We start from the raw sequence: 26,155 nt of genomic DNA on the forward strand, positions 1-26,155 counted from the left end.
CCACCAGCGACGAGGGACGGGCTGTCAGCCTAGACGACGACGGGGCGGGCCCGGCGCACCGGCCGGACCCGCCCCGTCGTGTCAGAGGTCAGCAGCTCACTTGCTGAGGCGAGCACCCGTCGACGGCGCGAAGACGTGCTCCTGGCCCTGCTTGATGGTGACGTGGATGGTGTCACCCTTCATCGGGACCTCGCGCGGGTCGATGCGCACGATGACCTGGTCCGAGGATCCGGAGTGCAGGTCGCCGGCCGAACCGTCCGACAGCAGCTCGCCGTAGACGAACGCGTCGGAGCCGAGCTCCTCGACGAGGTTGACCTTCACCTGGAAGGCGTCCTGCGAGTCGTCCTGCGCGATGTCGAGGGACTCGGGACGGAAGCCCACGACGACCTTGCCGTTGTCGGCGTCGGAGAGCTGGTCGAGCACGTCGCGCTCGAGCGCCACCGCGGCGTGGCCGACGACCGCCTTGCCGTCGCGGACCTCGAAGGTGCCGATGTTCATCGCCGGGGAGCCGATGAAGCCCGCCACGAAGGTGTTCGCCGGGGTGTCGTACATCTCGCGCGGGGTGCCGACCTGCTGCAGCAGACCGTCCTTGAGCACGGCGATGCGGTCGCCCATGGTCAGGGCCTCGGTCTGGTCGTGCGTCACGTAGACGGTGGTGACACCGAGGCGGCGCTGCAGCGAGGCGATCTGCGTACGGGTCTGGACACGCAGCTTGGCGTCCAGGTTCGACAGCGGCTCGTCCATGAGGAACACCTGCGGCTGACGCACGATGGCGCGGCCCATGGCGACACGCTGACGCTGACCGCCGGAGAGCGCCTTCGGCTTGCGGTCGAGGTACTCGGTGAGGTCGAGGATCTTGGCGGCCTCCTCGACCCGCTGGCGGATCTCCGCCTTCGGGGTGCCGGCGATCTTCAGCGCGAAGCCCATGTTGTCGGCGACCGACATGTGCGGGTACAGCGCGTAGTTCTGGAAGACCATCGCGATGTCGCGGTCCTTGGGCTGCACGTCGGTGACGTCGCGGTCGCCGATGTAGATGTGCCCGCCGTTGACGTCCTCGAGGCCCGCCAGCATGCGCAGCGAGGTGGACTTGCCGCAGCCCGAGGGGCCGACGAGGACGAGGAACTCGCCGTCCTCGACCTGCAGGTTGAGCTGGTCCACGGCCGGGCGCTCCGTGCCCGGGTAGACGCGCGTCGCGTGGTCATAGGTGACCGAAGCCATGATGATTCCCTCCACCGGCAGGTACGTGCCGGACGATCCGTTGTGGTCGGGTGTGCTGCGTTCACGACTGGCGTGTCAGCGGCGACACATTGTGTTGTGTGCGCGGCTTCGCCGGACCGTTCCGGCGGCGTCGCGCGGATCGATAGTACACGGCCGTGACCCGGATCACGCCATCGTGCAGGTCACACGTCCGGCGTCTCGGTGCCCGGCCGGCTCAGCGCGCCCCGAACGACGCGCGCAGCCGGTCCAGCACCGCCGCGACGTCGTCCGCTCCCGCGACGCGGTGCGGCGCGAGGGTGTCACCGTCGCCGACCTTGAGCGCCAGGTCCCCGGCCTCCAGCACGGCGAAGGCCTTCTCGTCGGTGGTGTCGTCCCCCGCGTACAGCACGCGCACGCGGCCGGTGCCGACGTCGTGCCCGACGACGTCGCGCAGCCGTTCCAGCGCCTCGCCCTTGGACGTGTGCAGCACCGCGATCTCGACGACGTCCTTGCCGTGCATCGCCTCCAGCCCAAGCCGGGCGGCGGCCGCGTCCGCGGCCTCGACCGCGGCCTCGGTGTCCTCCGTGCCGGCCAGGCGGGTGTGCAGGACGGCGGCGCTCGGCTTGTGCTGCACCCAGGCGCCCTCGCGGCCGGACACCGCCTCGTCCAGGGCGGCCCGCAGCGCGGTGAGCGTCTCGTGCTCCTCGGCCGTGAGCTCCAGGGGCACCGCCTCGAGCCCGTCGGAGGTCGCGTGCCCCGTCTGGGCGCCGTGGCTGCCCACCAGGTAGGAGCCGACCGGGGGAGCGGCGCGCAGCGCGAGGTCCTCCAGGTCCCGGCCGGAGACGAACGCCAGGCGCACCCGCTCCGCGGCCGTCGCCCCGAGGGCGTCGACGGCGTCCCGGGCGGCCGGGGTCATGCGCGAGGCCGTCGGGTCGTCCACCAGCGGGGCGAGCGTGCCGTCGAAGTCGAGGGCGACGAGCAGGGCCGCGCCGTCGTCGGCGGCGAAGCGGTCCAGCGCGCCGAGCAGGGTCTCCGCCAGGTCGTGGTCGTGGTCGTGCCGATCAGACATAGGTGTCGCGGGCGGGGACGGCGGTGAGCACCCCGAGGAACGACTTCGACCACTTGGCGACGTCGTCGCCCATGACCTTGCGGCGCAGGTTCCGCATGCGGCGACGCTTCTCCTTGGCCGGCATCTCGGCCGCGGCGACGATGATGTTCTTCATCCCGTCGATGTCATGCGGGTTGCACAGCAGCGGCCCGGGGGCGAGCTGGTCGGCGGCGCCCGTGAACTCGCTGAGCACCAGCACGCCGCCCAGGTCGGAGCGGGCCGCGATGTACTCCTTGGCGACGAGGTTCATGCCGTCGCGCAGCGAGGTGACGAGCATGACGTCGGCGGCCAGGTACAGCGCCGCCATCTCCTCGGGCGGGTAGGAGTGGTGCAGGTAGTGGATGGCCGAGTGGCCCAGCTCGCCGAACTCGCCGTTGACGCGCCCGACGAGGATCTCCACGTGCTGGCGCAGCTCCTGGTAGGCGCCGACGTTCTCCCGCGACGGGCTCGCGACCTGCACCAGCGTGGTGTTCGCGGCGTCGATGCGGCCGTCCTGGAGGATCTCGCCGTAGGCCTTGATCCGGTGCCGGATGCCCTTGGTGTAGTCGAGCCGGTCCACGCCCAGCATGACGACCTCGGGGTCGCCCAGGTCGGCGCGGATCTCCTTGGCGCGGGCCTGGATCTCCGGCTTGCGGGCGAGCTCGTCGAAGTGCTGGGTGTCGATCGAGATGGGGAACGACGCCGCCCGGACGCGCCGGCCCGGCGTCGCGTCGTCGGACCCCATCGAGATGATCGAGCCACGGGTCGGGTGGTCGGTGAGCCGGCGCACGGCCCGCACGAAGTTCGAGGCGTCACCGCCGCGCTGGAAGCCGATGAGGTCGGCGCCGAGCAGGCCCTCGACGATGTTCTTGCGCCAGGGGAGCTGCTGGAAGAGCTCCACGGCGGGGAAGGGGATGTGGTCGAAGAACCCGATGCGCAGGTCGGGGCGCAGCTCGCGCAGCATCTTCGGCACGAGCTGGAGCTGGTAGTCGTGCACCCACACCACGCCGCCGCGCGCGGCCTGGGCGGCGGCCGCCTCGGCGAAGCGCTGGTTGACCTTGCGGTAGGCGTCCCACCACTGCCGGTGGTAGGTCGGCGGCGCGATGACGTCGTGGTACAGGGGCCAGAGGGTGTCGTTCGAGAACCCCTCGTAGTACTTGTTGATCTCGCTGGCCGACAGTGTCACCGGGACCAGCAGCATGCCGTCGGCCTCGAAGGGCTCGTGCGCCAGGTCGGGGGCGCCGGACCAGCCGACCCACGCGCCGTCGTTCTCCCGCATCACCGGCTCGAGGGCGGTGACCAGGCCGCCGGGCGACCGCTTCCAGTCGAGGTTCCCCTGGTCGTCGACGGCGAAGTCCACGGGGAGCCGGTTCGCGACGACGACGAGGTCGTAGCCGGGTGACTCGGTGCTGCCGGTCGTGCTGCTGGACGATCCCTGACCTGTCAAAGGTGTTCTCTCCCAAGGTTGGTGGACGCCGACCCGATGCACAGGGTAGTGCGGAGTCCTGGGCGCACCTTATCCAGGCTCTCGCGGCGACGCGCGGGGTGAACCGCGGCGGGCCGGGGCGCGCAGCCGGTGGCGCGACGCTACGGTGTCCGTCATGGCTGTGGGTGACGACGCGGAGGTACTGACCCAGGAGACGGCCGCGCCCGGACCGGACGGTGGTCTGGCCCCGGGGACGGACGTCGGCGGGTACACCGTCGTCGCCGCGCTCGGCCGCGGTGCCATGGGCGCCGTCTACGAGGCCCGGGACGGCGCGGGTGAACGGGTGGCCCTGAAGGTCCTGCACGCCCACGTCGACGCCGACCCGGCCGGACGCCAGCGGCTGCGCCGCGAGGTCGCCGCCCTGCAGCGCCTGCGGCACCCTGCCGTGGCCCAGGTGCTCGACGCCGAGTTCGAGGGGCCGCACGCGTTCGTCGTCACCGAGCTCGTCGAGGGCCTCACCCTCGAGGAGGAGATCGACGCCCGCGGCCCGCTGGACGTGTCCGACCTGTTCTCCCTGGCCGACCAGCTCGCCGACGCCCTGGAGTCCGTGCACGCCGCCGGGGTCGTGCACCGGGACCTGAAACCCTCCAACGTGATGGTCACCGGGGACGGGCCCAGCCTCATCGACTTCGGGATCTCGCAGAGCTCCGGCGACACCCGGACCACGATCACGGGCTTCGTCATGGGGACCCCCGGCTACATCGCCCCCGAGCTGCTCGACGGCGGCGACCCGGTCCCGGAGACGGACTGGTGGAGCTGGGCAGCCCTGCTCGCGTTCGCCGCGACGGGCCGGTCGCCGTTCGGGGTGCGGCCCACCGACGTCGTGCTGCAGCGGTCCCGGCAGGGCCGCGCGGACCTCGTCGGGGTGCCGGCCCGCACGGCCCGTGCGCTGGCGGGTGCCCTGCAGCCCGACCCTGCCCAGCGGTGGGGTCCGACCGACGTCGTCCGCGCCATCCGCCGCGACCTCGAGGAGGGGGCCGGGGAGGTCGTCGACATCGAGGCGGACCCGCAGGCCACGCAGCGGATCGTCGTCGCGGCCGGTGCCGCGACGGCGGCGACGGCGGCCGGTGCCGTCGGCAGCGCCGGCACGCCGGAGGAGGGGTCGCCCGGGGCGGGCTCGCCGACCGCGTCGCCCGCACCCGACGAGACCGCCGTCGTCGGCCCGCCCGTGCCGCCGGCGGAGGTGCCGGCCGGCACCGCGCAGACCATGACCTCCGACGAGCGGGCCCGTGCCGGGGCGCAGGACGGCGCCACGCGCGCGATCCCGCTCGGCGAGGTGCGGTACCGGACGTACGAGGAGATCGCGGACGCGGCCGAGGACGTCGACCCCACCCCCGAGGAGCCGCAGGGCCCCTACGTCGCGCCGGTCCACCGGCGGCGGTGGGGCACCGTGCTCGCGCTCGGGGTGCCGTTCGTGGTGCTCGCGGCCTTCTACCCGCTGGTGGCGTTCGGGGCCCTGTGCGGGGTGACCGTGCTGTGCAGGATCGTGGGGACGTCGTCCCAGCGGTTCCACGAGCGGCGCGAGCGGCGCGGGGTGCGGTCCTCCGACGGCTGGGTGGCCGGCCTGCTGCTGCCGTACCACGCCGTGATCGGCGCCCTCGGGGTCATCCCGGCGGCGGTGGTCGGCGGCTGCGTCGGCCTGCTGGCGATGATGGGCGGCTACTGGCTGTTCGGGGACGGCAACTGGATCGTGGCGCCGCTGGAGGACGTCGAGTCCCGGTCCGTCGGCGGACGCAACGCGCCCATCGTCTTCGCCGGGGTGCTCGCGGGGGCGATGCTGCTCGCCGTCGTGGCGACCTGGTTCGGTCCGGCCGGTCGCACCGCCCGCGACGGCGCCCGGCGGCTGCTCAACAACCTCGCTCCGGGGCTGGTGGGGGCCGTCGTCGTGATCGCGATCTGCCTGGTCGGTTCGTGGGTGCTGTACTCCGAGCTGCTCGCCGACCCCGTCGAGATCGTCTGGTGGCCGATGGACGGGCCGCCGTCACTGTTCTGAGACCTGTTTCCCAGGTTCCGTCCAGGTTCTCTTCCTAGCGTCGTGGCGCGGGCAGCGCGCCCGCGCGCCCCGGTCACCCTCCCGGCCGCACCGGTAGGCTGGCCGCCGGATCGCCCCGCCCGTCACGACCCGAAGGACCCGCACCGAGATGTCCAACAAGCAGAACAAGGCGCAGCGCCGTGACGAGGCCCGTGCCCAGGCGCTCGCCATCCAGCAGCAGCAGGCGCAGCGCGACCGCCGCAACCGGCTGATCGTCTTCGGCGCGCTCGGCGTGGCCGTCGCGGCGCTGGTCGCCGTCGCCGTCTTCATCCTGATGAACGAGGCGGAGCGGACGGCCGTGGACGACGTCCCGCTCGCCGAGGTCGAGAACGTGCCGGCGACGGCGCTCGAGGGCGGCGGCATCCCCGTCGGCTCGGATCTCGTGGCCGGCGGCGAGAACGAGGGCGGGCCCGTCGTCGACGAGTACCTCGACTACATGTGCCCCATCTGCGGCCAGTTCGAGGACATCAACGGCGCCGACGTCGAGACCATGCTCACCGAGGGCGACGCGACCGTCGTCTTCCACCCGGTGTCGATCCTGGACCGGATGTCCAGCGGGTCGGACTTCTCGACGCGCTCGGCCTCGGCGGCGTACTGGGTGGCCGACCGCGCGCCGGAGTCCTTCTACGCCTTCAACGAGGCGCTGTTCGCCAACCAGCCGTCGGAGAACACCTCCGGGCTGAGCGACGACGAGATGGCCGCGATCGCCGAGCAGGCCGGCGTCCCGGCCGACGTCGCCGCCGGCATCGCCGACGGGACGGCCCGCGCCACCTTCGGCCAGTACGTGTTCTCGCTGACGAATGAGGCCTCGGCCAACGAGGACCTGTGGAACGCCAACGGCGGCTTCGGCACGCCGACCATCCTGGTGGACGGCGAGCGCTTCGAGACCTGGAACCAGCCCGGTGCGCTGCTCGCGGCGGTCCAGGGCGGCGGTGCCGCGGGCGACACGGCGACCGAGGACGAGTCCGCCGACGAGTAACCCCTTCGCTGTGGGTATGAAATATGCAGCCTGAGCGCGAGCCGGGCTGCATATTTCATGCCCACAGCGCTTCGGCGGGGCCGTCGTGCTCGGTACGATGGGTCCCGCCTCGCCGCCTTAGCTCAGCTGGTAGAGCTCCCGTCTTGTAAACGGAAGGTCGTCGGTTCGAACCCGACAGGCGGCTCCACGCCTCCCGGCGCCGCGCGGGTCCCCGTCCCGGACGGGTCCTGAGCCAAGCTCAGCGCTCCGACGGGGGCCACGGCAGCGGCGTCGGCCACTTCGGCGCCCGTCCGTCGCCGCTGGAGGTGCCCCGCAGCCGCCGCTGCACCCACGGCATCACGTGCGCCCGCGCCCACTGGGCGTCCTCGCGGGCCCGCTCGCGCAGACGCCGCGCCGTGGCGGCCGGCAGCGCGTCGTCGAAGGTGTCGTCGTCGGGTGCGAGGCCGAGCCCGACCAGGGCGGCGTTCGCCACGCGGCGGTGTCCCTCGTCGGTGAGGTGGATGCGGTCGTCGGACCACAGGCGCCAGTCGTGCAGCGCGCCGAGGCCCCAGTTGTCCAGCACGTACGCGCCGTGCCGCCGCGCGATCGACCAGATCGTGGCGTTGTACTGCCCGACCCGGCCGCTGGTGAGGCTCAGGGCGCCGCCGGCCCGGAAGCCGGTGCCCATCAGCACGTCCGCCCCGGACGCGCGCAGGCGGGCGACGGACTCCTCCAGGGTCGCGGTCAGCCCGTCGATGTCCGCCTGGGGACGCAGGATGTCGTTGCCGCCGCCGACGATCGAGACGAGGTCCGGCTGCATCGCGAGGGCGACGTCGAGCTGCTCGTCGACGATCTGGCGCAGCTTCTTGCCGCGGATCGCGAGGTTGGCGTACTCCAGACCCTCGTCGCCCCGGCGCTCGGCCAGGTGGTCGGCGAGCCGGTCCGTCCAGCCGCGCTGCACCGCGGTCGTCTCGGTGCCGGCGGGGGCGCGGGTGCCGTCGTCGTACGGGTACGGGTCCCACAGGCCCTCGGAGAACGAGTCGCCGATCGCGACGTAGCGGGACCACGGGGGGATGCTGTCGTGCGAAGCCACGCGACCATTCTGCACCCGTTCGCGCCGACGGTTGCTCAGGGCAGTCGCCAGTCCACGGGTGTCCCGCCCTGCTGCTCGAGCAGGTCGTTGACGCGCGAGAACGGCTTCGAGCCGAAGAACCCGCGGTAGGCCGCCAGCGGGCTGGGGTGCGCCGACTCCACGGTCGGGGTGCCGCCGAGCCAGGGTGTGAGCGACGCCGCATCGCGGCCCCACAGAATCGCCACCAGGGGGCCGCCGCGGGCCACCAGCGCCTTGATCGCCGCCTCGGTGACCTGTTCCCAGCCCTGGCCCCGGTGCGACGCCGGCCGGCCCGGCTGCACCGTCAGCACCCGGTTGAGCATCATGACGCCCTGGTCCGCCCACGGGCTCAGGTCGCCGGTGCTCGGTGCCGGTGCGCCGACGTCGTCGGCGAGCTCGGTGAAGATGTTGACCAGCGACTTCGGCAGCGGTCGCACGTCCGGCTGGACCGAGAACGACAGTCCCATGGGGTGGCCGGGCGTGGGGTACGGGTCCTGGCCCACCACCAGCACCCTGACGTCCGCGAGCGGACGCCGGAACGCCGCGAAGACGTCGCCCGGGGCCGGCAGGTACTGGCGGCCGGCGGCGACCTCGGCGCGCAGGAAGTCGCCCATGGCGTGGATCTGCGGCTCGACGTCGGCCAGGGCGGCGGCCCAGTCGGGCGCCATGACCTGGTCCAGCGGCGGGCGGCCCGACGGCGGGGCTCCGGGGGCGGGGGGGCCCGACGGCGGCGCCGCGGGGGGCGCGGGCGGTGCGGTGGCGGCAGTGTCCGGCGTCGTCTCCACGACGGCGACGCTAGCAGGGCCCGGGCGAGGGGCGACGCGCGGGCCGCGGCTCCCCGGGACGACGTCCGAAGTGCCCCATACTGGGGCGCATGAGCGAGATGCTGGTCCACGAGGTCGACTCCACGCAGGCTCCGTCGTCGGACGCCGCCGCGGCGCTGTCCGACCGCGACCGCGAGATCCTCGCCTTCGAGAAGCAGTGGTGGAAGTACGCCGGCTCCAAGGAGCAGGCCGTGCGCGAGCTGTTCGACCTGTCCGCGACGCGCTACTACCAGGTGCTCAACGCGCTGATCGACACCCCCGAGGCGCTCGCCCACGACCCGATGCTGGTCAAGCGGCTGCGCCGCATGCGGTCGACCCGTCAGCGCGCGCGCAGCTCGCGTCGCCTCGACGGCACGCGGGGCTGACGCCACGGCGCTGAACAGGTTTGGCACGGTGCTGAACAAGCTCTGTACTCGTGCCCATCTCGACCCGCTACCCTGTGCGGCGTGACGAAGAGCCACTACCCGTACCCGCCCGACGAGTTCGACGTCCGCGGTCCCGAGGGGTCGCCCGTGGGCGTGCACCGCGAGCCCCGCAGCGGGTGGAGCTCTGCCTGGCCGTTCCTGCTGGTCGCCGTCGTGTTCGCCGGGCTGGCGGTCGGCATCGTGTCCTTCCTGTCCGACGGCCGGGGCACCGAGAACCCGCCGGCCGCGCAGCAGGAGTCGGCCGCGCCGGAGACCTCCGCCAGCCCGGAGTCGTCCGAGGGCGAGGGTTCCGGCGAGGGGTCCGGCGACGGGTCGACCGAGGGGTCCGGCGAGGGCGAGTCCACCGAGGAGCCCACGGAGGAGCCGACGGAGGAACCGGCCCCCGAGCCGAACTACGACGCCTTCGTCCGCGTGCTCAACGCGGCCGGCACCCCGGGCCTGGCCGGCGCCAACGCCGACGTCCTCGTCGGTGAGGGGTACACCAACGTCTCGCCGGAGGACTACCCGGAGGGCCAGACGCCGCCCGAGGTCGACACGATCTGGTACGCGACGGCCGAGGACGAGGACACGGCGCTCGCGGTGGCGAGCTCCTTCGGCATCCCCGCCGAGAACGTCACGGAGGTCGCCGTGGCCAGCGGTGACGTGCTCGCCATCCTGCACGAGATGCCGTAGCACCCACGCGTCCCCCGCGGGGGAGCGGAGGCCGGTGCCCGACGACGCCCCACGCGTCGCGGGTGCCGGCCTTCGTCGTTGGCGGGGGGACGCGCTGTCTCCGCGCGCGGCGCCCGCTGCCCGGGCCGTGCCGCCCCCGCGCGGCGGACGGACGTCCCGGATCTGCGGGTTTCGGGTCGGACATCCCGTACGACCGGGACGCGCGTCGGGCCGGGGGTGACCGCCGCTGTGCGCCGCGGGCGAACATCTTGCACTCTCGGGGTGAGAGTGCCAATAATGTCTTAGCACTCTCGACTGTCGAGTGACAGTCGACCCGGAGTGACCCACTCGGTCGAACGGTGAGGCTCGCCTCCGCGCGTGATGTGAACGCACGGGGACGGGTCGTCCGTCGCGGGCACCGGCAGACCACTGACACGCCACAGCGGAGGATCAATCCCCATGGCCAAGATGATTGCGTTCGACGAGGAAGCTCGTCGGAGCATGGAGCGCGGGCTCAACCAGCTCGCCGACACCGTCAAGGTGACGCTCGGCCCCAAGGGTCGCAACGTCGTCCTGGACAAGAAGTGGGGCGCCCCCACGATCACGAACGACGGTGTCTCCATCGCCAAGGAGATCGAGCTCGAGGACGCCTACGAGAAGATCGGCGCCGAGCTCGTCAAGGAGGTCGCCAAGAAGACCGACGACGTCGCGGGTGACGGCACCACCACCGCCACCGTGCTGGCCCAGGCGCTCGTGCGCGAGGGTCTGCGCGTCGTCGCCGCCGGTGCCAACCCGATCGCCGTCAAGCGCGGCATCGAGAAGGCGACCGCCGCGGTGACCGAGCAGCTGCTCAACGCCGCCACCGAGGTCGAGACCAAGGAGCAGATCGCGGCCACGGCCGGTATCTCCGCGGGCGACCCGGCGATCGGCGAGCTCATCGCCGAGGCCCTCGACAAGGTCGGCAAGGAGGGCGTCGTCACCGTCGAGGAGTCGAACACCTTCGGCCTCGAGCTCGAGCTCACCGAGGGCATGCGCTTCGACAAGGGCTTCCTCGCCCGCTACTTCGAGACGGACCCGGAGCGCCAGGAGGCCGTCCTCGAGGACCCGTACGTCCTGATCGTCGAGTCGAAGATCTCGAACGTCAAGGACCTGCTGCCGCTGCTCGACCAGGTCATGAAGACCAACCGGTCGCTGCTGATCATCGCCGAGGACGTCGAGGGCGAGGCCCTGGCGACCCTGGTGCTGAACAAGATCCGCGGCACCTTCAAGTCCGTCGCCGTCAAGGCCCCGGGCTTCGGCGACCGCCGCAAGGCCATGCTGCAGGACATCGCGATCCTGACCGGCGGCCAGGTCATCACCGAGACCGTCGGCCTCAAGCTGGAGAACGCCACGCTCGAGGAGCTCGGCCAGGCGCGCAAGGTCGTCGTCACCAAGGACGAGACCACGATCGTCGAGGGTGCCGGCGACGCCGACCTCATCGAGGGCCGCGTCCAGCAGATCCGCTCCGAGATCGACAAGTCGGACTCCGACTACGACCGCGAGAAGCTCCAGGAGCGCCTCGCCAAGCTGGCCGGCGGCGTGGCCGTCATCAAGGCCGGCGCGGCCACCGAGGTCGAGCTCAAGGAGCGCAAGCACCGCATCGAGGACGCCGTCCGCAACGCGAAGGCTGCCGTCGAGGAGGGCATCGTCGCCGGTGGTGGCGTCGCGCTGCTGCAGGCCGGTGCCGTGGCGTTCGAGAAGCTGGAGCTGGACGGCGACGAGGCGACCGGTTCGCAGATCGTCAACGCGGCGATCTCGGCCCCGCTGAAGCAGATCGCCATCAACGCCGGCCTCGAGGGCGGCGTCGTGGCGGAGAAGGTCAAGAACCTCCCCTCGGGCCACGGCCTGAACGCCGCGACCGGCGAGTACGAGGACCTGCTGGCCGCGGGCGTCAACGACCCGGTCAAGGTCACGCGCTCGGCGCTGCAGAACGCCGCGTCCATCGCCGCGCTGTTCCTCACCACCGAGGCGGTCGTCGCCGACAAGCCGGAGCCCGCCGCGGCGCCGGCCGGTGACGGCGGCATGGGCGACATGGGCGGCATGGGCTTCTGATCCCGACGCGCCCGGCGCGGTCCTGACCGCGTCTCGCTGCACGACGGCGGCCGGTCACCTCTGCGGAGGTGGCCGGCCGCCGTCGTGCGTGGAGCCCTCGTCGTTGTGGGCATGAAATATGCACCCCGGACGACGTCCGAGGTGCATATTTCATGCCCACAACGGTGGGTGCGGGGCGGTGGTGCGGGGATCGGGGGTCAGCGGGTCGCGAAGAGGCGGGTCGCCTGGCTCTCCGCGTCGGAGTAGGTCTGCGACGCCGCCTGCAGAGCGGTGGTGACCGAGTCCAGGGCGGTCTCGACCTGGGTCTGGGCAGACTGCCACTGCGTCATCACGCCGGCGAACGACGTCGCCGCGCTGCCGTGCCAGCTCGCCTGGAGATCCTGCAGGTGACGCATCATCGCGCCGACCTCGGCGCGGATCGCTCCGACGGAACCGTTCACCGCCGCGCTCGCCTGCGCCACCCGATCGCTGTCGACCTCGTATCGCACGTGCTGCTCCTTCGTCGTGGGTCCCGGTGGACCGGGCTGCTCACGACGCTAGGCGGGTGCGTGCGGGCGCGCCGCCGTCGTCCACAGCCTGTGGAAGACGGCCTACCTCGCCGAGAGGTTGCCTACCTCGGCCCGGACTTGCCTACCTCGGCCCGAACTTGCCTACCTCGGCGAGGGGCGGCTGCGGGGGCTACTACTGGCGGGCCGGCCCCGCGGGGGTCTGGGCCTCGAGCCGACGACGCTCCTTGACCAGCCGGTGGAGCTCCGCGTCGAGGTTCTGCCGGGCCGGCTCCTCCCACGTCAGCCCCAGCGGGCTGACGAAGAGCTGCGGCCGCCCGAGCAGCTTCGAGATCACCTTGATCCGCGCGTCGAGGTAGTCCGGCAGCGGGATGTGCGCGTACTCGGCGCGGATCGCCGCCACGTACTCCTTGTAGCGCTGCGGCTCCGCGGCCAGCATGCCGAGGTCGGCGTCGTTGAGCACCGCCGAGTCGAAGTCCCCCGGCAGCGCCTTGTGGCGGGCCATGGTCTCGACCAGCTCGGCGACGCGATCGGCCCGCGGGGCGGGCACTCCGAGCCCGGTGAGCTGGTCGCGTGCCAGCTCGGCGCTCAACGTGGTCTGCTCGCCGCCGCGCGTCGCGTAGGCGATCTTGCGGTCGGCGTCGAACACGGCGCCGTGGTACCAGGCCGCGAGGCGGACCAGGTCCGGCTCGTGCGTCTCGTGCGCGAGCTCGTCGACCCGGTGCAGGACGGCGGCGAGATGGCGCAGGTTGTGGAAGTGGCGATCCGTCTCCGACCATCGGTCGATGAGCTCGGTCCCGACCGCTCGGACGTCGTCCTCCGAGGCGGTGGCGCCGGCTCCGTGACACGTCCGGACGAACGCGGAGAGGAACCACTGTGGTGCGTCGGCGTGGAGCACGCCCATCGCTATCAAGACCTTCACCTAGGGGCCGGATGTTGTGACCAGCCGTAGTTCCAGATTACGCCGCCCCACCGACGTTGCCGGAGAGGCGACCCGGAACCAGGCCGTCACGCATCGTAGCCGCCCGCGCGCGGAAGCTGAACCCGCACGGTCAGACCGCCCCCGGGCGTCTCGTGCACCGACGAAGACCCCCCGTGGGCCCCCAGGATCGCGGCCACGATCGCCAGGCCGAGGCCCGAGCCCCCGGACTCCCGGTTGCGCGAGGAGTCGGCCCGGTAGAACCGTTCGAAGATCTTGTCCGCCTGCTCCGCGGAGACCCCCGGTCCGTGGTCGCGGACCTCGACCACGGCGTCGCCCTCGGGCGACGTGCCCACGGCCAGCTCTGCCGGCGAGCCGGCCGGCGTGTGCCGGGCGACGTTGCCCACCAGGTTGGTCAGCACCTGCCGCAGCCGGTCGGCGTCACCCGTGACCGGCAGGGCCGACGGCGGGGGGTCGCCGGGCCGCAGCCCGGTCACGTGGACGGAGCGTCCCGGGTCCAGGGCGTGCAGGTCCTGGGCGGTGTCCCGTGCCAGGGCGGCCAGGTCCACGGGCTCCCGGCGCAGCGGACGGCCCTCGTCCAGCCGGGCGAGCACCAGCAGGTCGTTGACCAGCGAACCCATCCGGCGTGCCGAGTCCTCGATCCGGCCCATGGTGTCCTCGACCTTGTCGGGCGAGTCCAGGGCGCCCATCCGGTACAGCTCGCCGTACCCCTTGACGGTGGCCAGCGGCGTGCGCAGCTCGTGGCTGGCGTCGGAGACGAACCGGCGCATGCGCTGCTCCGAGGCCTCCTGCGCGGCGAACGCCGCCTCGATCTGGGTGAGCATCGCGTTCAAGGACAGCGAGAGCGACCCGACCTCGGTGCTGGCGGGCTGGTCCTCCGGCACGCGCTGCGACAGGTCGCCCTCGGCGATCGCGGCCGCCGTCGCCTCGATCCGGCGCAGCGGCCGGAAGGCGCGCTGCACGAGCCACAGCGCCAGGGCCCCGCCGAGCAGCACGATGCCGAGGCCGATCCACAGCAGCGAACGGCCCAGGTACTCGCTCGTCTCCTCGACGTCCGCCATCGGCAGCGCGACGTAGGCGGCGCCCTGCACCTCCGCCCCGCGGAACGGGCTGCACGGGATCGACACGACACGCCACTGGGACGGGTCGCCGCCGCCGGAGGAGCCCACCGTGAACGGCTTGATCCCGCGGGCCACGACGGTGTCGAGCGACTCGTCGGGGATCTCCGGCTCGCCGAAGCGGTCGAGGGTCTCCTCCCAGCCCACCGGGCCGCCGTCGAGCCCGTTGCAGCTGCGCAGCGTCACCGCGTAGTCGCTGGGGATGCGCTGGCCGCCCTCGGCCGGGTTCAGCGTCGTCAGGCGCGCCACGCTCTGGGCGGACTGGGTGAGCTGGCTGTCCAGCTCGTCGACGAGGTAGTTCGACACCACCGTCCGGGTCGTCAGCCCGGCCAGCACGAGCCCGGCGCCGAGCAGCAGGACGATGATCGCCACCAGGCGGACGCGCAGGGGCGTGCGCGCGACCCAGCTCCAGCGGCGCCCGCTGTCGGGACGCGGGTCGGTCATCGCGGCGTGGTCCGCAGCAGGTAGCCCACGCCCCGCTTGGTGTGGATGAGGGCCGGGAGGTCGACGTCGGCGCCGTCGGGTCCGGGGACCGTCACGTGGTCGATCTTGCGGCGCAGGTAGGAGATGTAGGACTCGACGATGTTGGCGTCCCCGCCCCAGTCGTACTGCCAGACGTGGTCGAGGATCTGCGCCTTGGACAGCACCCGGCCGGCGTTGAGCATGAGGTAGCGCAGCAGCTTGAACTCGGTGGGGGAGAGGTCGATCTCCACCCCGGCGCGGTGCACCTCGTGGGAGTCCTCGTCGAGCTCCAGGTCCCCCACGCGCAGCACGGCGTCGTCCTCGGGCTCGCCGCCGGCCGTGCGGCGCAGGACGGCGCGGATGCGCGCCACGACCTCCTCGAGGCTGAACGGCTTGGTCACGTAGTCGTCGCCGCCGACCGTCAGCCCCTGGACCTTGTCCTGGGTGTCGTCGCGCGCGGTCAGGAACAGCACCGGTGTGTGCCGACCGGTGGCACGCATGCGTCGGGTGACGGTGAACCCGTCCATGTCGGGCAGCATCACGTCGAGCACCACCAGGTCCGGCTCGGTGTCCCGCACCAGCTGCAACGCACCGGCCCCGTCCTCGGCGGCGTGCACCTCGAAGCCGGCGAAGCGCAGCGACGTGGACAGCAGCTCGCGGATGTTCGGCTCGTCGTCGACCACGACGAGGCGTGCCTCGGGTGCGTTGGCGTCGGTGGTGGCCATGACTCCAGTGTGCGCCGTGGGGCTGGAAGTTTCCTGAACGCCGGCCCGGTCCGCGGTACGGGCAGCACGCGCCGCACGGTGCCCGACGTCGGTAGGCTCGATCCGGCAACCACCACCAGGGAGGACACCCTCGTGACCCAGCAGTCCCCGCCTGAGCAGCCCGTCCGTCCCGTCGGTCGCGGACCCGTGGTGCGCCGTTGGGTCGCCGGCGCGATGGTCGTGATCACCACGTTGCTGGTGGTGGCCTCCTGCCTCGCCCTGTGGGCCCACCGCACGGTGCTCGACACCGACCAGTTCATGGACACCGTCGAGCCCGCGCTCGACGACCCGGCGTTCTACGACGCCCTGGCCGACACCGTCTCCGACGAGGTGCTGCTCGCGCTCGACCTCGACACCCGGGTCGCGGAGCGTCTCGACCAGCTCGACGCCGCGCTCGTGGCAGCCCTGGCGGCCCGTGTCGACGTCGAACCCGGTCCGCTGCTGGAGGCGCTGGGCGGGCAGGTCGAGCGGCCGTCGCTCGCCGCCCTGACCCCGTTGATCGTCGAACCGCTCGAGGACCGGGTCGACTCCGCGGTGGACCGCGCCCTCACCTCCGACGCCGTCGCGGACCGGGTGCCGCAGCTCGTGGAGAGTGCGCACGCCGGGGTGGTCGCCGTGGCACGGGCCGACGTCGACGAACGACCGAACGTCTACCTGACCGACGACGCCGTCATGCTCAACACGTTGCCGCTGGTCGCCGACGCGCTGCGCGAGGCGCTCGGGGAGGCGGGGGCCGTCGTCGGCGACCTCCCCGTGCCGGACGCGGTGTCCGAGCGAGCGCCGGAGGCGCGGGAGCAGCTCGTCGAGGCGCTCGGCCGGCAGCTCCCCGAGGGCTTCGGCCAGGTGGAGCTGATGGACCGGGAGACCTTCGACGGGGTCCAGGGCGCCGTGACGATCGTGGACCGGGCCGTCTGGGCGCTGGTGGCGCTGACGGTGCTGGCGATCGTGGCCACGGTGTGGGTCGCGCCGGACCGGCGCCGCGGCGCCGTCCAGCTCGCCCTCGGGGTGCTCGCCGGCGTCGTCGTGGTCACGGCGCTCGTCGCCCAGCTGCGCACCCTGGTGGTGGACGTGGCGCGCACCGCGGACGGCGAGCGGGTCGCGACCACCCTCTACGAGGCCGTCGCCGGGGAGATCCACCAGATCTTCTGGCTCGTGGGTGTCGTCGCGGTCGTGACCGTCGTGGTCGGCGTGCTGCTCGGTCGTCCGCGCTGGCTGGTCGCTGCGGGCCGCCGCTGGCCGTGGGTGGCCACGGTCACCGCTCAGGACGGCCGGCTCGCCCGCTGGGTCGGCGCGCACGCCGACGCGCTGCGCGTCGCCGTGCTGGTCGCGGCCGTCCTCGTCGTGGTCCTGACCGGATTCCTGTGGGTGGTGCTCGTGCTGACCGTCCTGGGCGCGATCGCGGCGCTGTGGGCGATCACGATCGCCCAGCGGTCCGCGGCGCTGCCCGGCGAGCGCCGACGGGACGTGCCCGCCGACGTCGCGTAGCGCGACGGCGCGGCCCCCGGTCCGGGGGACCCGGGCGGCCCGGGGGCCGCGGGCCCGGTCGGACGCCGGTCAGAGGAAGCGCAGCGGGTCGAACTCGTCGATCGGGATGATCCGCACGCGCGGCAGCGGGCTCGTGAACGCGTCCACGTCGCCCTCCAGGTCGAAGATCTCCAGGCCGGAGGCGGTCAGCCCCGCGAGCTGCATGTTGACGAACTCGCGGAACGCCAGCAGGCCGACCCGCCGGTCCTCGTCGAGGAGCCGCTCGATCTGCGGCAGGAAGTCGCCGTCGTGGCTGGCCAGCAGCACGTCCGCGTCGCGGTCGGCGATGGCCTCCAGGGTGCGCTGGATTCCGACGTCGACGACCTTCTCGTCCCCGCTGGCGGCCAGCGGGATCGGACGGTAGCCCATCGCCAGCAGCGCCTGGACGAACGACATCGGCATCTGGCCGTTGGTGGCGTTGAGGAAGAACAGGGGGACGACGTCCTGCCCCCAGACACGCTGGGCGAACCCGGTGATCCGGTCCCAGCGGGGCCGCTCCTCGGGGTTCGGGCGGCGGTTGAGGACGTTCATGCCGAGGGTGGCGTCGATGTTCTCGCCGTCCACCAGCAGGTAGGTGGTGCGCGCGGTGCCGCGCGCCGGCACGGTGGTCGGCTCGGAGAAGGGGGAGGCCATGGACACAGCGTACGCGCGGGGGCGTGACCGGGGGGGGTGACCGACGGGCGCGTGCGGAGTAGTCTCGTCGCTCGTGTCCGAGTTCGAGTTCTCCGCGGTGCCTCGAGTCGCCGTCCTGCAGCACAGCTCCGACGTCCCCGTCGACCGGTGGCGGTCGGCGCTCGGCGACACCCGCGTGGTCCGGCTGTTCGCCGGCGAGCCCGTCCCGACGCTCGCGGAGTGCGGCGACGGACTCGTGGTGCTCGGCGGACAGATGAACGCCTACGCCGACGACGAGGCTCCCTGGCTGCCCGGCGTCCGGTCGCTCCTGGCCGAGGCCGTCGCCGCCGACCTGCCCACCCTCGGGATCTGCCTCGGGGCGCAGCTCCTGGCCGTCGCCGGCGGTGGGAGCGTGACGGTGGCCGCCCCGCCCGGGCGCGAGGCCGGCGTCGTCCCCGTCCACTGGCGCACCGAGGCCCTCGCCGACCCCGTCGTCGCCCCGCTCGCGCGGGCCGCCGGCGCCGAGGACACCGAGGACCTCGACGGTCGGGGCGCTGCGACGTCCTTCGTGCAGATGCACGCCGACGCCGTGATCGAGCCGCCGCAGGACGCGCAGTGGCTGGCGTGGTCGGAGATGTACCCCTACCAGGCGTTCCGGTGGGGGTCGGCGCTCGGCGTGCAGTTCCACCCCGAGGCCGGCCCGACGACGGCGGTGCGCTGGGCGCTCGCGCACGTCGACGTGGAGACGGCCGCCGTGCACGCGCAGATGGTCGAGCACGACGCCGAGCTCGCGCGCTCGGGGGCGATGCTGGCCGAGGCGTTCCTGGGCCAGGTGGCCGCCGGCGTCGGACGCGGCGCCGATGCACGGGCCGACGACGCGGGTGCGGACGACGCGGGTGCCGACGACGCGGGTGCGGACGACGCGGGTGCCGACGCCGAGGCCGCCTGACGCCCTCCCGCGAGGTAGGCAACTCTCCGTCGAGGTAGGCAATTCGCCCGCGAGGTAGGCAATTCGCCCTCGAGGTAGGCAACTCTCCGTCGAGGTAGGCGATTTTCGCTCGAGGTAGGCAAGGTCGCCGCGCTCCGTCTCGCCAGGAGGTTGCCTACCTGGGCTGATGGTTGCCTACCTGGGCGGAGAGTTGCCTACCTCGCCAAGAGGTGGCCTACCTCGCGGGGATCGGGGCGTGGGGCACCAGCGCCTCAGGACTCGATCTGACCCGGCTTCGGGGACCCGGACTTCAGGGCCGCGAGCCGGGCCTCGAGCTCGAGGTCCTCCATCGACCCCTCCAGCTCGGCGAACTGCGAGTCCAGCGACGACGCCGCGATCTCCGCCTGCCCCATGGCCTGCGCCTCCTCGCGCCGGACGGCCTCCTCGAAGCGGTTGAGCTCGCTGGTCGGGTCCATGACGTTGATCGAGCTGATCGCACCCTGCACGGTCTGCTGCGCCTCGGCCGCCTTCTGCCGCGCGACGAGCTGGTCGCGCTTGGACTTGAGGTCGACCAGCTTGTCCTTCATCTGCGCCAGGCCGGTCTTGAGCTTCTCGACCGTGACCCGCTGCTGCTCGATCATCGGCCGGGCGGTGGTGACCTCGTTCTCGGCGTCGAGCTGCTTGCGCAGCGCGATCTTCGCGAGCTGGTCGAACTTGTCGGCGTTCGGGGTGTCGCCGGCCGCCCGCCGCTCGTCGGCCTTGCGTGACGCCGCCAGCGCCTTGGCGCCCCACTCCTGCACCGACTGGGTGTCCTCGTGGTAGTCCTGCTCGGCCATGCGCAGGTTGCCGATGGTCTGGGCGATCGCCTGCTCGGCCTCGGCGATGTTGTTCGTGTAGTCGCGGATGAGCTGGTCGAGCATCTTCTGCGGGTCCTCGGCGCGGTCGATGAGCGCGTTGATGTTCGCCTTAGCGAGCTGGCCGATCCGGCCGAGGATGCTCTGCTTCTGGTTCATGAGGTGCCTTTCTGGTGCCAGGTTGCCCGTCACTACGTCCGACGACGGCGGTGCCCCGGACGTTCCCGACGGCCGGGGGTCAGAACCGGCCTCCGGCTCCGCCGCCACCGAAGCCGCCGCCGAAGCCACCGCGGCCGCCACCACCGAGACCACCACCGAAGCCGCCGCCGAACCCGCCGGTCGAGCCGAAGCGGCCTCGCCGCCGCCCGCCGCGCATCATCGAGTCGATGAGGATGCCGCCGAGGATCATGCCGCCGACGTCGGCCCCCCGGCGTGGCCCGCCGCTGCCGTAGCGCATGTCCCACCCGGTGGTGTCCTGCTGGGCCATCTGCGCGGCCTGCTGCCCGTAGCGCTCGGCCTGCTGCGCGGCGGCCAGGGCCGCCTGCGGGTCGGTGCGCTGCAGCGACCGGGCCTCGGCGACGAGCCGCTCGGCCTCGGCCAGCCGGGTGCGGGCGTCGGCTCCGACGGCGCCACGCCGGGTGGTGATGTAGTCCCGCGTGGAGCGCAGGTGGGACTCGGTGCGCCCGAGGACGTCGCGCAGCAGGGCGCGGGCGCGGGCGTCGGACTCGGCCTGCTGCCGTGACGGGGCGAGGGCGTCGTCGAGGGCGGCCTCGGCCGCGGCGAGCCGCGTGAGGGCGGCCAGCGGGTCTCCGCCCTCCTTCGCGTCCCGGGCCTGGTCCGCGGCCTCGCGGGCCTCGGCGGCGGCGGACCGGACCCGCTCGTCGCCGGGGGCCAGCCGGTCGGCGTCGACGATGTCCTGGGTGATGGAGGCGATCCCCGTCTCGAGGCGGGTGCCGGCGTCGGCGAGGACGTCCCCGGCGCTCGCGACGGACTCGAGCAGGGTCATGGCCTGGCCGAGCGCGTTCTGGGCGGCCCGCGCGTCGGTGACGGCGACGGCCCGCTTGCGCCGGCGCAGCGCCTCGCGGCCGGAGGCGACGATCTCGCGGGCGTTGGCCACCAGCGACTCGGCCTGGTCGGGGTTGGTGCTGATCGAGGCCAGCGCCGAGGCCGGGTAGGTCGCGGCCAGCCCGGCGACGGTGTGACGGGCTATCTCGATGCGCGCGCTGATCTCCCCGGCACGCCGCTCGGCCTCGTCGAGGATCTCCGGCGCGCGGGCCCGGATGCGCCGCAGCTCGTCGAAGGCGTCGGTCTGGGCGTCCAGGGAGGCGGCGGCGGTCTCGCAGCGGGTGATGATCGCTGCCAGCCCCTCGTGCTCGCCGAACGTGTCGTCCGGTGTCTCCTCGAGGACCTGGCGGGCGTGGAAGGCCGCGGCGACCTCCTGACGCGCGGCGTCCAGAGCGGCGCTGAACTCGCGGGTCTCCTCGACACCGAACTCGGCCTCGGCGAACGCGAGCTCCTGCTCGGAGGTCTTGACGGCGTCGTCGACCGCCACCAGCGCGCTGCCGGCCCGCTGCCGCATCTCCTCCAGGCCGAGCCCGGCGAAGCGGTCCGGGTCGGGTCCCGCGGTACGGCCCCGACCGGGGCGCTTCGCTGCGGAGGAGGCGGTCCGACGTCGGCGTGCTGCCGCGGCGGCCCCGCGCCGGGCGAGGTCGGCGTCCTTCTGCCGGGCGCGGCGCACGAGGAAGAATCCGCCGACGACGACCACGGCACCGATCGCGACCCACACGAGGATCCCGGGGACGCCCCCGCCGCCTCCGTCGTCGGTACCTGTGCCGGCAGCGGCCCCGCTGGAGGCGCCGTCGGACCCGGTGACGGCGAGCAGGGTGTCGACGGCGGCGACGGTGGCACCGGCCCAGTCGTCGGCGCGCAGCGCGTCGACGGCGGCGTCGCGGACGGCGTCGAGCTGCTGCTCGCTGAGGTCGATGTTGTTGTCCCAGCTCATGCCGTACAGCCGGTCCTCGGTCGCGACGGCGAGCAGGACGTCCTCGGTGCCGAGCCGGGCGTTGTTCGCGGTGGCGTCCGCCCACTCGCGGCCGTCGAGGCCGTCGAACCGGTCGACGTAGACGACGAACAGCTGGTACGGCGTCTCCGTGGCGAGCTCGTCCAGGGAGCTCTGCACGGCCGCGGCACCGGTCTCGTCCAGCACGCCGGCGACGTCGGTGACGTCTCCGTCGAGCTCGGAGAGCGGAGCCTCGGCGGTCACGGGGCCGACGGCGTGGGCGGGGCCGGTGGCGACCGCCCCGAGGGCGGCGACCGCGACGGCGAGCGTCAGGACGGCGACGACCGGTGAGACCGGGCGTCGCCGCTCGGTCCGGAGAGAGGGGATCACGATCTGCATCGTTGCGCGACCCCTGGTGCGATGCAATCGCGGGGCGGGTGACGTTCACCCCGGCGGCGCGGTCGTGACGTGGGCGTGACCTGGTGCTGCTTCGATGGGGGGCGGGTCGTTCCGTGGACCCGTCGATCGACGAGGGAAGAGCTGAGACGTGCTGAGAACCGCAACCACCGCCCTGCTGGGCGCCGGGGCCGTGACGCTGGTGCTGACCGGCTGCGGGGCCGACGAGGGGGCCGACGTCGTCGACCTGGCGGCGCTGTCGCAGCGGATGGACGAGGCGCAGGCCGAGCAGGGGTCGGTGCACGTCGAGACCACCTTCGCCGGGGAGCTCGCCGAGCGGACCGGGATGACCGAGTCCGCGCAGAGCGGGGACGTGATCGTCGGGGAGGGCCTCGAGGACTCCGCCTTCGCGATGTCGATCGGCGCGGTGGGGACCGAGATGGAGATGATCCTGCTCGAGGGCACCATGTACGTCGACATGAGCACCCTCAGCGGCGGCGAGGTCGACTGGGTCGCCATGTCGGCGGACGAGGTCGCCCAGGACCCGACGTTCGCCGGGACCATGGACTCGATGCTCGCGATGGACCCCGCCGGGCAGGCGGAGATGATGGCCGACGCCGTGACGGCGTTCGCGCACGGGGGCACCGAGGAGCTCGACGGGCGGACGGTGGACGTGTACACGATGACGCTCGACCCGACACGTCTCGAGGCCGCGGCCGGAGCCGCGCCGGCGGCCGTCGACCAGATGGACGACATGACGGCGGAGTTCCGCGTCACCGAGGACGGCCTGCCGCTGGCGGTGGACACGACGGTGGAGATCGACGGTCAGGAGCTCGTGACCGCGACCACCTTCTCGGGCTGGGGCGAGCCGGTCGAGATCGAGGCGCCGCCCGCCGACCGGGTCACCGACTACGGCGAGCTGATGGGCTGAGCTGCACCGGCCCGGGGTCACCCGACGCCGTCGGCCCGGCGCTCGGCGACCGTGCGCGCGGCCTCCCGCGCGGCGCGCAGGTTGCGCGACCGGCGTGACCCCTTCGGCGGCTGCCGGTCCGGGTCCCGCAGCATGTCGGAGTCGACCAGCTCGTGCCGCGTCAGGTACGTGTTGGCGATCGCCTGGATGGTCGCGGCCACCGGCAGCGCCAGGAACGCCCCCAGCGCCCCGAACACCGCCCCGAACGCGAGCACGACGACGAAGCTGACGGCGGGGTTCATCTCGAGCGCCCGCGCGGAGATCTTCGGCGAGAAGTAGAGGTTCTCCAGCTGCTGGTAGGCGATGATGAAGGCCAGCACGGCGAGGGCCTGGGGCACGCCCTGCGAGGTCAGCGCGACGGCGACGGGCAGCGCGCCGCCGATGTACGTGCCGATGGTGGGGATGAACTGCGAGACCAGTCCGGTGAACAGGGCCAGCGGGAGCGCGTAGGGCGTGCCGAGGATGATGAGGAACACCGCGGTGAACGCCGCCGACAGCGCCGCGAGCACGACGCGGGAGCTGATGAAGTCCGAGACCTTCACCTGCGTGATCTCCCACATCCGCAGCACCTCGGTCTGCCGGTCCGGGCTGAGCCACCGGCACACGGCGGCGCGGAACTGCGGCCCGGCTGCCATGAGGTAGTAGGTGACGAGCCCGATCGTCAGCGCGGCGAACACGAACCCGACGACGGTGGTGCCGACGGCGAGGGTGCCGGACGCGACGTCGGAGCCGTACTCCTCGACGAGCTGCTGCAGGAGGTCGTCGGAGGACGGCAGCTCGACGTCGAGGTTGGCCTGCAGGCGTTCCTGGGCCGCCACGTAGACGTCGGGCAGGGTGCCGACGAGCTGGATCAGCTGCTGGATGAACAGGTTGCCGAACAGTGCCAGGATCCCGATCCCGAGGAGGACGGACCCGAAGAACGCGGCGGCGGCCGCGACACCGCGCCGCCAGCCGTGCCGCACGAGCCACACGACGACCGGTTCGAGGGCGAGGGCGACGAAGCCTGCGATGAGCAGGTAGACGAAGAGAGTGTTGAGCTGCTGGATCGCCCCCCAGACCCAGACGGCGGCGAACACGGCGGCGGCGCCCATGACGAGCACGCGCGGCACCCAGCGCGGTGGACGCCGGTCGTCGTGCTGGAGCGGGCGGTCGTCGTCGTGCGGCGGTGCTGCCGGCGAACCGGCCTCCGCCGCGTCCGGGTCCGTCTCCGGTGCGGCGTCGTCATCAGCCATGCCAGCACCGTATGGCCCCGAGCCCGACGGCGCCCGCCCCCGCCCGTTGTGGGCGTGAAATCTGCCGTTCTGAACCGGTTCAGAGTTGCAGATTTCACGCCCACAACGTCGAAGGCCTCGTTCCTCGGCCCTGACCCGCTACGGCACGGCGTCCAGGTCCTCGGCGTCGACGATGCGGTAGGCGTAGCCCTGCTCGGCCAGGAACCGCTGGCGGTGCGCCGCGAAGTCCTGGTCGACGGTGTCCCGGGCGACGACGGCGTAGAAGTGCGCCGTGCGGCCGTCCTGCTTGGGGCGCATGACCCGGCCGAGGCGCTGGGCCTCCTCCTGCCGGGAGCCGAAGGACCCGGAGACCTGGATCGCCACCGACGCCTCGGGCAGGTCGATGGAGAAGTTCGCGACCTTGCTCACCACGAGCCGGGAGATCTCGCCGGCCCGGAACGCCGCGAACAGCTTCTGGCGCTCGCGGACGGTGGTCGACCCGGTGATCAGCGGGGAGTCCAGGTGCTCGGCGAGCTCCTCGAGCTGGTCGATGTACTGCCCGATCACCAGCACCTGGTCGTCGGGGTGGTCGGCGACGATCTGCTCGACGACGCGGTTCTTGCCCGGGGCGCACGCGGCGAGCCGGTACTTGTCCTCCGGCTCGGCCGTCGCGTAGAGCATCCGCTCGTGCTCGGGCAGGGTGAGCCGCACCTCGACGCAGTCGGCGGGCGCGATGTAGCCCTGCGCCTCGATGTCCTTCCACGGCGCGTCGTACCGCTTGGGGCCGATGAGGGAGAACACCTCGTCCTCGCGGCCGTCCTCGCGCACGAGCGTCGCCGTCAGGCCGAGCCGACGCCGGGCCTGCAGGTCGGCGGTCATGCGGAAGATCGGGGCGGGCAGCAGGTGCACCTCGTCGTAGACGATGAGGCCCCAGTCGCGGGCGTCGAGCAGCTCCAGGTGGGTGTAGACGCCCTTCCGCTTGGTCGTCAGCACCTGGTAGGTCGCGATGGTGACCGGGCGGATCTCCTTGCGCGAGCCCGAGTACTCGCCGATCTCGTCCTCGGTGAGCGAGGTCCGGCGCACCAGCTCGTCGCGCCACTGGCGCGCGGAGACGGTGTTGGTCACCAGGATCAGCGTGGTGGTCTTCGCCTCGGCCATCGCCCCGGCCCCGACGATCGTCTTGCCGGCACCGCAGGGCAGCACGACGACGCCGGACCCGCCGTGGAAGAACCCGTCGACGGCCTGCTGCTGGTAGGGCCGCGGCGTCCAGTCGGAGGCCTCCTCGCCCGGGTAGACCGGCGTCGTGGTGGTCCGCAGGTCGATCGCGTGCGCCTCGCCGTCGACGTACCCGGCGAGGTCCTCGGCGGGCCAGCCGAGCTTGACCAGGGCCTGCTTGAGGTTGCCGCGCTCGGAGGGGTGGACGACCACGGAGCTGCCGTCGACCCGCTCGCCCACGAGCCCGGTGGTCCGCTTGGACTTGAGCACCTCGGCCAGCACCGCGGCGTCGGTGGACTCCAGCACGAGCCCGTGGGTGGGGTGGGAGTGCAGCGTGAGGCGGCCGTAGCGGCCCATCGTCTCGGCGACGTCCACCAGCAGCGAGTGGGGGACGGGGTAGCGCGAGTACGCGATGAGGGTGTCGACGACCTGCTCGGCGTCGTGGCCGGCGGCGCGCGCGTTCCACAGGCCGAGGTTCGTCAGCCGGTAGGTGTGCACGTGCTCGGGGGCGCGCTCGAGCTCGGCGAACGGCGCGATGGCGCGGCGCGCCTCCTCGGCGCGCGCGTGGTCGACCTCGAGCAGGATCGACTTGTCGCTCTGGACGATCAGGGGGCCGTCGGGCATGCGTGTCCTTCCGCGGGCTGGACGCCGGGCAGACGTCCAGGATGCCAACGTCGCGCGGCGCCGTCGTGTTCCTGCGTCTCCGCCGCGACCCTGGATCTGTTCCACCAGGGGGAACAACGCGACAAGTTTACCGAGTGGTAACCATTGATCGGAGATGCCGACCTACTGTC

22 protein-coding genes and 1 tRNA gene are annotated in these 26,155 nt (G+C 72.8%); 9 read left to right on the forward strand and 14 right to left on the reverse strand.

Annotated elements, in window-relative coordinates:
* Positions 1 to 96: 96 nt before the first annotated feature.
* The 3 genes from V5O49_RS03985 to V5O49_RS03995 form a co-directional block, all read right to left on the reverse strand.
* Positions 97 to 1,218 carry an ABC transporter ATP-binding protein gene (locus V5O49_RS03985; RefSeq protein WP_332901094.1) on the reverse strand — a complete coding sequence of 374 codons (1,122 nt, stop codon included), beginning with the start codon at positions 1,216 to 1,218 and terminating at the stop codon, positions 97 to 99.
* A 214-nt stretch (positions 1,219 to 1,432) separates the two neighbouring features.
* Positions 1,433 to 2,266, reverse strand: a complete 834-nt coding sequence (gene otsB, locus V5O49_RS03990) for a trehalose-phosphatase (RefSeq protein WP_332901095.1) — start codon at positions 2,264 to 2,266, stop codon at positions 1,433 to 1,435.
* The gene (locus tag V5O49_RS03995; RefSeq protein WP_332901096.1) at positions 2,259 to 3,731 is read right to left on the reverse strand and encodes an alpha,alpha-trehalose-phosphate synthase (UDP-forming); all 1,473 of its coding nucleotides are present in this window, start codon (positions 3,729 to 3,731) and stop codon (positions 2,259 to 2,261) included. Before V5O49_RS03995 ends, otsB begins: the two co-directional genes overlap by 8 nt.
* A gap of 154 nt (positions 3,732 to 3,885) precedes the next feature.
* On the opposite strand from V5O49_RS03995, the gene V5O49_RS04000 reads away from it, so the two are divergent.
* The 3 genes from V5O49_RS04000 to V5O49_RS04010 all read left to right on the forward strand — a co-directional run bounded on the left by V5O49_RS04000 (position 3,886) and on the right by V5O49_RS04010 (position 6,968).
* A complete protein-coding gene (locus tag V5O49_RS04000; protein ID WP_332901097.1) occupies positions 3,886 to 5,763 on the forward strand; it encodes a serine/threonine-protein kinase in 1,878 nt (625 codons plus the stop codon).
* Positions 5,764 to 5,911: 148 nt separating this feature from the next.
* Entirely contained in the window at positions 5,912 to 6,781 is an 870-nt protein-coding gene (locus tag V5O49_RS04005) for a DsbA family protein (protein WP_332901098.1), read from the forward strand.
* Between the two features lie 111 nt (positions 6,782 to 6,892).
* A tRNA-Thr gene (locus tag V5O49_RS04010) sits at positions 6,893 to 6,968 on the forward strand.
* A 51-nt stretch (positions 6,969 to 7,019) separates the two neighbouring features.
* Here the strand turns inward: V5O49_RS04010 and V5O49_RS04015 are convergent.
* Both V5O49_RS04015 and V5O49_RS04020 read right to left on the reverse strand, forming a co-directional pair.
* Positions 7,020 to 7,853: an SGNH/GDSL hydrolase family protein gene (locus V5O49_RS04015; RefSeq protein ID WP_332901099.1), complete on the reverse strand. Its 834-nt coding sequence runs from the start codon at positions 7,851 to 7,853 to the stop codon at positions 7,020 to 7,022.
* A gap of 35 nt (positions 7,854 to 7,888) precedes the next feature.
* The gene (locus tag V5O49_RS04020) at positions 7,889 to 8,539 is read right to left on the reverse strand and encodes a uracil-DNA glycosylase (RefSeq protein ID WP_405001141.1); all 651 of its coding nucleotides are present in this window, start codon (positions 8,537 to 8,539) and stop codon (positions 7,889 to 7,891) included.
* A 206-nt stretch (positions 8,540 to 8,745) separates the two neighbouring features.
* Here V5O49_RS04020 and V5O49_RS04025 point away from each other — a divergent pair, with 206 nt between their 5' ends.
* The 3 genes from V5O49_RS04025 (at position 8,746) to groL (ending at position 11,862) form a co-directional block, all read left to right on the forward strand.
* Positions 8,746 to 9,060 (forward strand): DUF3263 domain-containing protein, encoded by a 315-nt coding sequence (locus tag V5O49_RS04025; RefSeq protein ID WP_405001137.1) that lies wholly within the window; start codon positions 8,746 to 8,748, stop codon positions 9,058 to 9,060.
* Between the two features lie 81 nt (positions 9,061 to 9,141).
* Positions 9,142 to 9,792, forward strand: a complete 651-nt coding sequence (locus tag V5O49_RS04030) for a LytR C-terminal domain-containing protein (protein ID WP_332901100.1) — start codon at positions 9,142 to 9,144, stop codon at positions 9,790 to 9,792.
* 438 nt (positions 9,793 to 10,230) lie between these two features.
* A complete protein-coding gene (groL, locus tag V5O49_RS04035; protein WP_278235390.1) occupies positions 10,231 to 11,862 on the forward strand; it encodes a chaperonin GroEL in 1,632 nt (543 codons plus the stop codon).
* A 197-nt stretch (positions 11,863 to 12,059) separates the two neighbouring features.
* Here groL and V5O49_RS04040 read toward each other — a convergent pair whose 3' ends face one another.
* The 4 genes from V5O49_RS04040 to V5O49_RS04055 form a co-directional block, all read right to left on the reverse strand.
* Complete coding sequence (locus V5O49_RS04040) at positions 12,060 to 12,350, reverse strand: WXG100 family type VII secretion target (RefSeq protein WP_278235389.1); 291 nt, start codon at positions 12,348 to 12,350, stop codon at positions 12,060 to 12,062.
* Between the two features lie 193 nt (positions 12,351 to 12,543).
* Positions 12,544 to 13,272 (reverse strand): HD domain-containing protein, encoded by a 729-nt coding sequence (locus V5O49_RS04045; RefSeq protein ID WP_278235388.1) that lies wholly within the window; start codon positions 13,270 to 13,272, stop codon positions 12,544 to 12,546.
* 104 nt (positions 13,273 to 13,376) lie between these two features.
* Positions 13,377 to 14,870: a sensor histidine kinase gene (locus tag V5O49_RS04050; RefSeq protein ID WP_332901101.1), complete on the reverse strand. Its 1,494-nt coding sequence runs from the start codon at positions 14,868 to 14,870 to the stop codon at positions 13,377 to 13,379.
* The gene (locus tag V5O49_RS04055) at positions 14,867 to 15,613 is read right to left on the reverse strand and encodes a response regulator transcription factor (RefSeq protein WP_332901102.1); all 747 of its coding nucleotides are present in this window, start codon (positions 15,611 to 15,613) and stop codon (positions 14,867 to 14,869) included. The genes V5O49_RS04050 and V5O49_RS04055 overlap by 4 nt, the downstream gene beginning before the upstream one ends.
* A 132-nt stretch (positions 15,614 to 15,745) precedes the next feature.
* On the opposite strand from V5O49_RS04055, the gene V5O49_RS04060 reads away from it, so the two are divergent.
* On the forward strand, positions 15,746 to 17,137 hold the full coding sequence (locus V5O49_RS04060) for a hypothetical protein (protein WP_332901103.1): 1,392 nt from the start codon (positions 15,746 to 15,748) through the stop codon (positions 17,135 to 17,137).
* A gap of 69 nt (positions 17,138 to 17,206) precedes the next feature.
* Here the strand turns inward: V5O49_RS04060 and V5O49_RS04065 are convergent, their stop codons facing one another.
* Complete coding sequence (locus V5O49_RS04065; RefSeq protein ID WP_332901104.1) at positions 17,207 to 17,809, reverse strand: NYN domain-containing protein; 603 nt, start codon at positions 17,807 to 17,809, stop codon at positions 17,207 to 17,209.
* Between the two features lie 73 nt (positions 17,810 to 17,882).
* On the opposite strand from V5O49_RS04065, the gene V5O49_RS04070 reads away from it, so the two are divergent.
* A complete protein-coding gene (locus V5O49_RS04070) occupies positions 17,883 to 18,737 on the forward strand; it encodes a type 1 glutamine amidotransferase (RefSeq protein ID WP_332901105.1) in 855 nt (284 codons plus the stop codon).
* A gap of 251 nt (positions 18,738 to 18,988) precedes the next feature.
* Here V5O49_RS04070 and V5O49_RS04075 read toward each other — a convergent pair whose 3' ends face one another.
* Together V5O49_RS04075 and V5O49_RS04080 are read right to left on the reverse strand one after the other, a co-directional pair.
* Positions 18,989 to 19,729, reverse strand: coding sequence for a PspA/IM30 family protein (locus V5O49_RS04075; protein ID WP_332901106.1), 741 nt, complete (start codon positions 19,727 to 19,729; stop codon positions 18,989 to 18,991).
* Positions 19,730 to 19,808: 79 nt separating this feature from the next.
* Positions 19,809 to 21,968, reverse strand: coding sequence for a TPM domain-containing protein (locus V5O49_RS04080; RefSeq protein ID WP_405001138.1), 2,160 nt, complete (start codon positions 21,966 to 21,968; stop codon positions 19,809 to 19,811).
* Between the two features lie 148 nt (positions 21,969 to 22,116).
* Here V5O49_RS04080 and V5O49_RS04085 point away from each other — a divergent pair, with 148 nt between their 5' ends.
* Positions 22,117 to 22,896 carry an SCO4651 family lipoprotein gene (locus V5O49_RS04085; RefSeq protein ID WP_332901108.1) on the forward strand — a complete coding sequence of 260 codons (780 nt, stop codon included), beginning with the start codon at positions 22,117 to 22,119 and terminating at the stop codon, positions 22,894 to 22,896.
* 17 nt (positions 22,897 to 22,913) lie between these two features.
* Here the strand turns inward: V5O49_RS04085 and V5O49_RS04090 are convergent, their stop codons facing one another.
* The gene (locus V5O49_RS04090; protein WP_332901109.1) at positions 22,914 to 24,167 is read right to left on the reverse strand and encodes an AI-2E family transporter; all 1,254 of its coding nucleotides are present in this window, start codon (positions 24,165 to 24,167) and stop codon (positions 22,914 to 22,916) included.
* A 138-nt stretch (positions 24,168 to 24,305) separates the two neighbouring features.
* Positions 24,306 to 25,985, reverse strand: coding sequence for a DNA repair helicase XPB (locus tag V5O49_RS04095; RefSeq protein ID WP_332901110.1), 1,680 nt, complete (start codon positions 25,983 to 25,985; stop codon positions 24,306 to 24,308).
* Between the last annotated feature and the right edge of the window lie 170 nt (positions 25,986 to 26,155).

Source organism: Isoptericola haloaureus (genome assembly GCF_036689775.1).
GTDB classification, from domain to species: Bacteria; Actinomycetota; Actinomycetes; order Actinomycetales; family Cellulomonadaceae; genus Isoptericola; species Isoptericola haloaureus.

Coding starts and splice junctions, on each gene's coding strand:
- V5O49_RS04000 (WP_332901097.1), top strand. CDS start 3,886: ATGGCTGTGGGTGACGACGCGGAGGTACTGACCCAGGAGACGGCCGCG.
- V5O49_RS04050 (WP_332901101.1), bottom strand. CDS start 14,870: ATGACCGACCCGCGTCCCGACAGCGGGCGCCGCTGGAGCTGGGTCGCG.
- otsB (WP_332901095.1), bottom strand. CDS start 2,266: ATGTCTGATCGGCACGACCACGACCACGACCTGGCGGAGACCCTGCTC.
- V5O49_RS04020 (WP_405001141.1), bottom strand. CDS start 8,539: ATGGCGCCCGACTGGGCCGCCGCCCTGGCCGACGTCGAGCCGCAGATC.
- V5O49_RS03985 (WP_332901094.1), bottom strand. CDS start 1,218: ATGGCTTCGGTCACCTATGACCACGCGACGCGCGTCTACCCGGGCACG.
- V5O49_RS04065 (WP_332901104.1), bottom strand. CDS start 17,809: ATGGCCTCCCCCTTCTCCGAGCCGACCACCGTGCCGGCGCGCGGCACC.
- groL (WP_278235390.1), top strand. CDS start 10,231: ATGGCCAAGATGATTGCGTTCGACGAGGAAGCTCGTCGGAGCATGGAG.
- V5O49_RS04090 (WP_332901109.1), bottom strand. CDS start 24,167: ATGGCTGATGACGACGCCGCACCGGAGACGGACCCGGACGCGGCGGAG.
- V5O49_RS04080 (WP_405001138.1), bottom strand. CDS start 21,968: ATGCAGATCGTGATCCCCTCTCTCCGGACCGAGCGGCGACGCCCGGTC.
- V5O49_RS04075 (WP_332901106.1), bottom strand. CDS start 19,729: ATGAACCAGAAGCAGAGCATCCTCGGCCGGATCGGCCAGCTCGCTAAG.
- V5O49_RS04005 (WP_332901098.1), top strand. CDS start 5,912: ATGTCCAACAAGCAGAACAAGGCGCAGCGCCGTGACGAGGCCCGTGCC.
- V5O49_RS04095 (WP_332901110.1), bottom strand. CDS start 25,985: ATGCCCGACGGCCCCCTGATCGTCCAGAGCGACAAGTCGATCCTGCTC.
- V5O49_RS04055 (WP_332901102.1), bottom strand. CDS start 15,613: ATGGCCACCACCGACGCCAACGCACCCGAGGCACGCCTCGTCGTGGTC.
- V5O49_RS04025 (WP_405001137.1), top strand. CDS start 8,746: ATGAGCGAGATGCTGGTCCACGAGGTCGACTCCACGCAGGCTCCGTCG.
- V5O49_RS04045 (WP_278235388.1), bottom strand. CDS start 13,272: ATGGGCGTGCTCCACGCCGACGCACCACAGTGGTTCCTCTCCGCGTTC.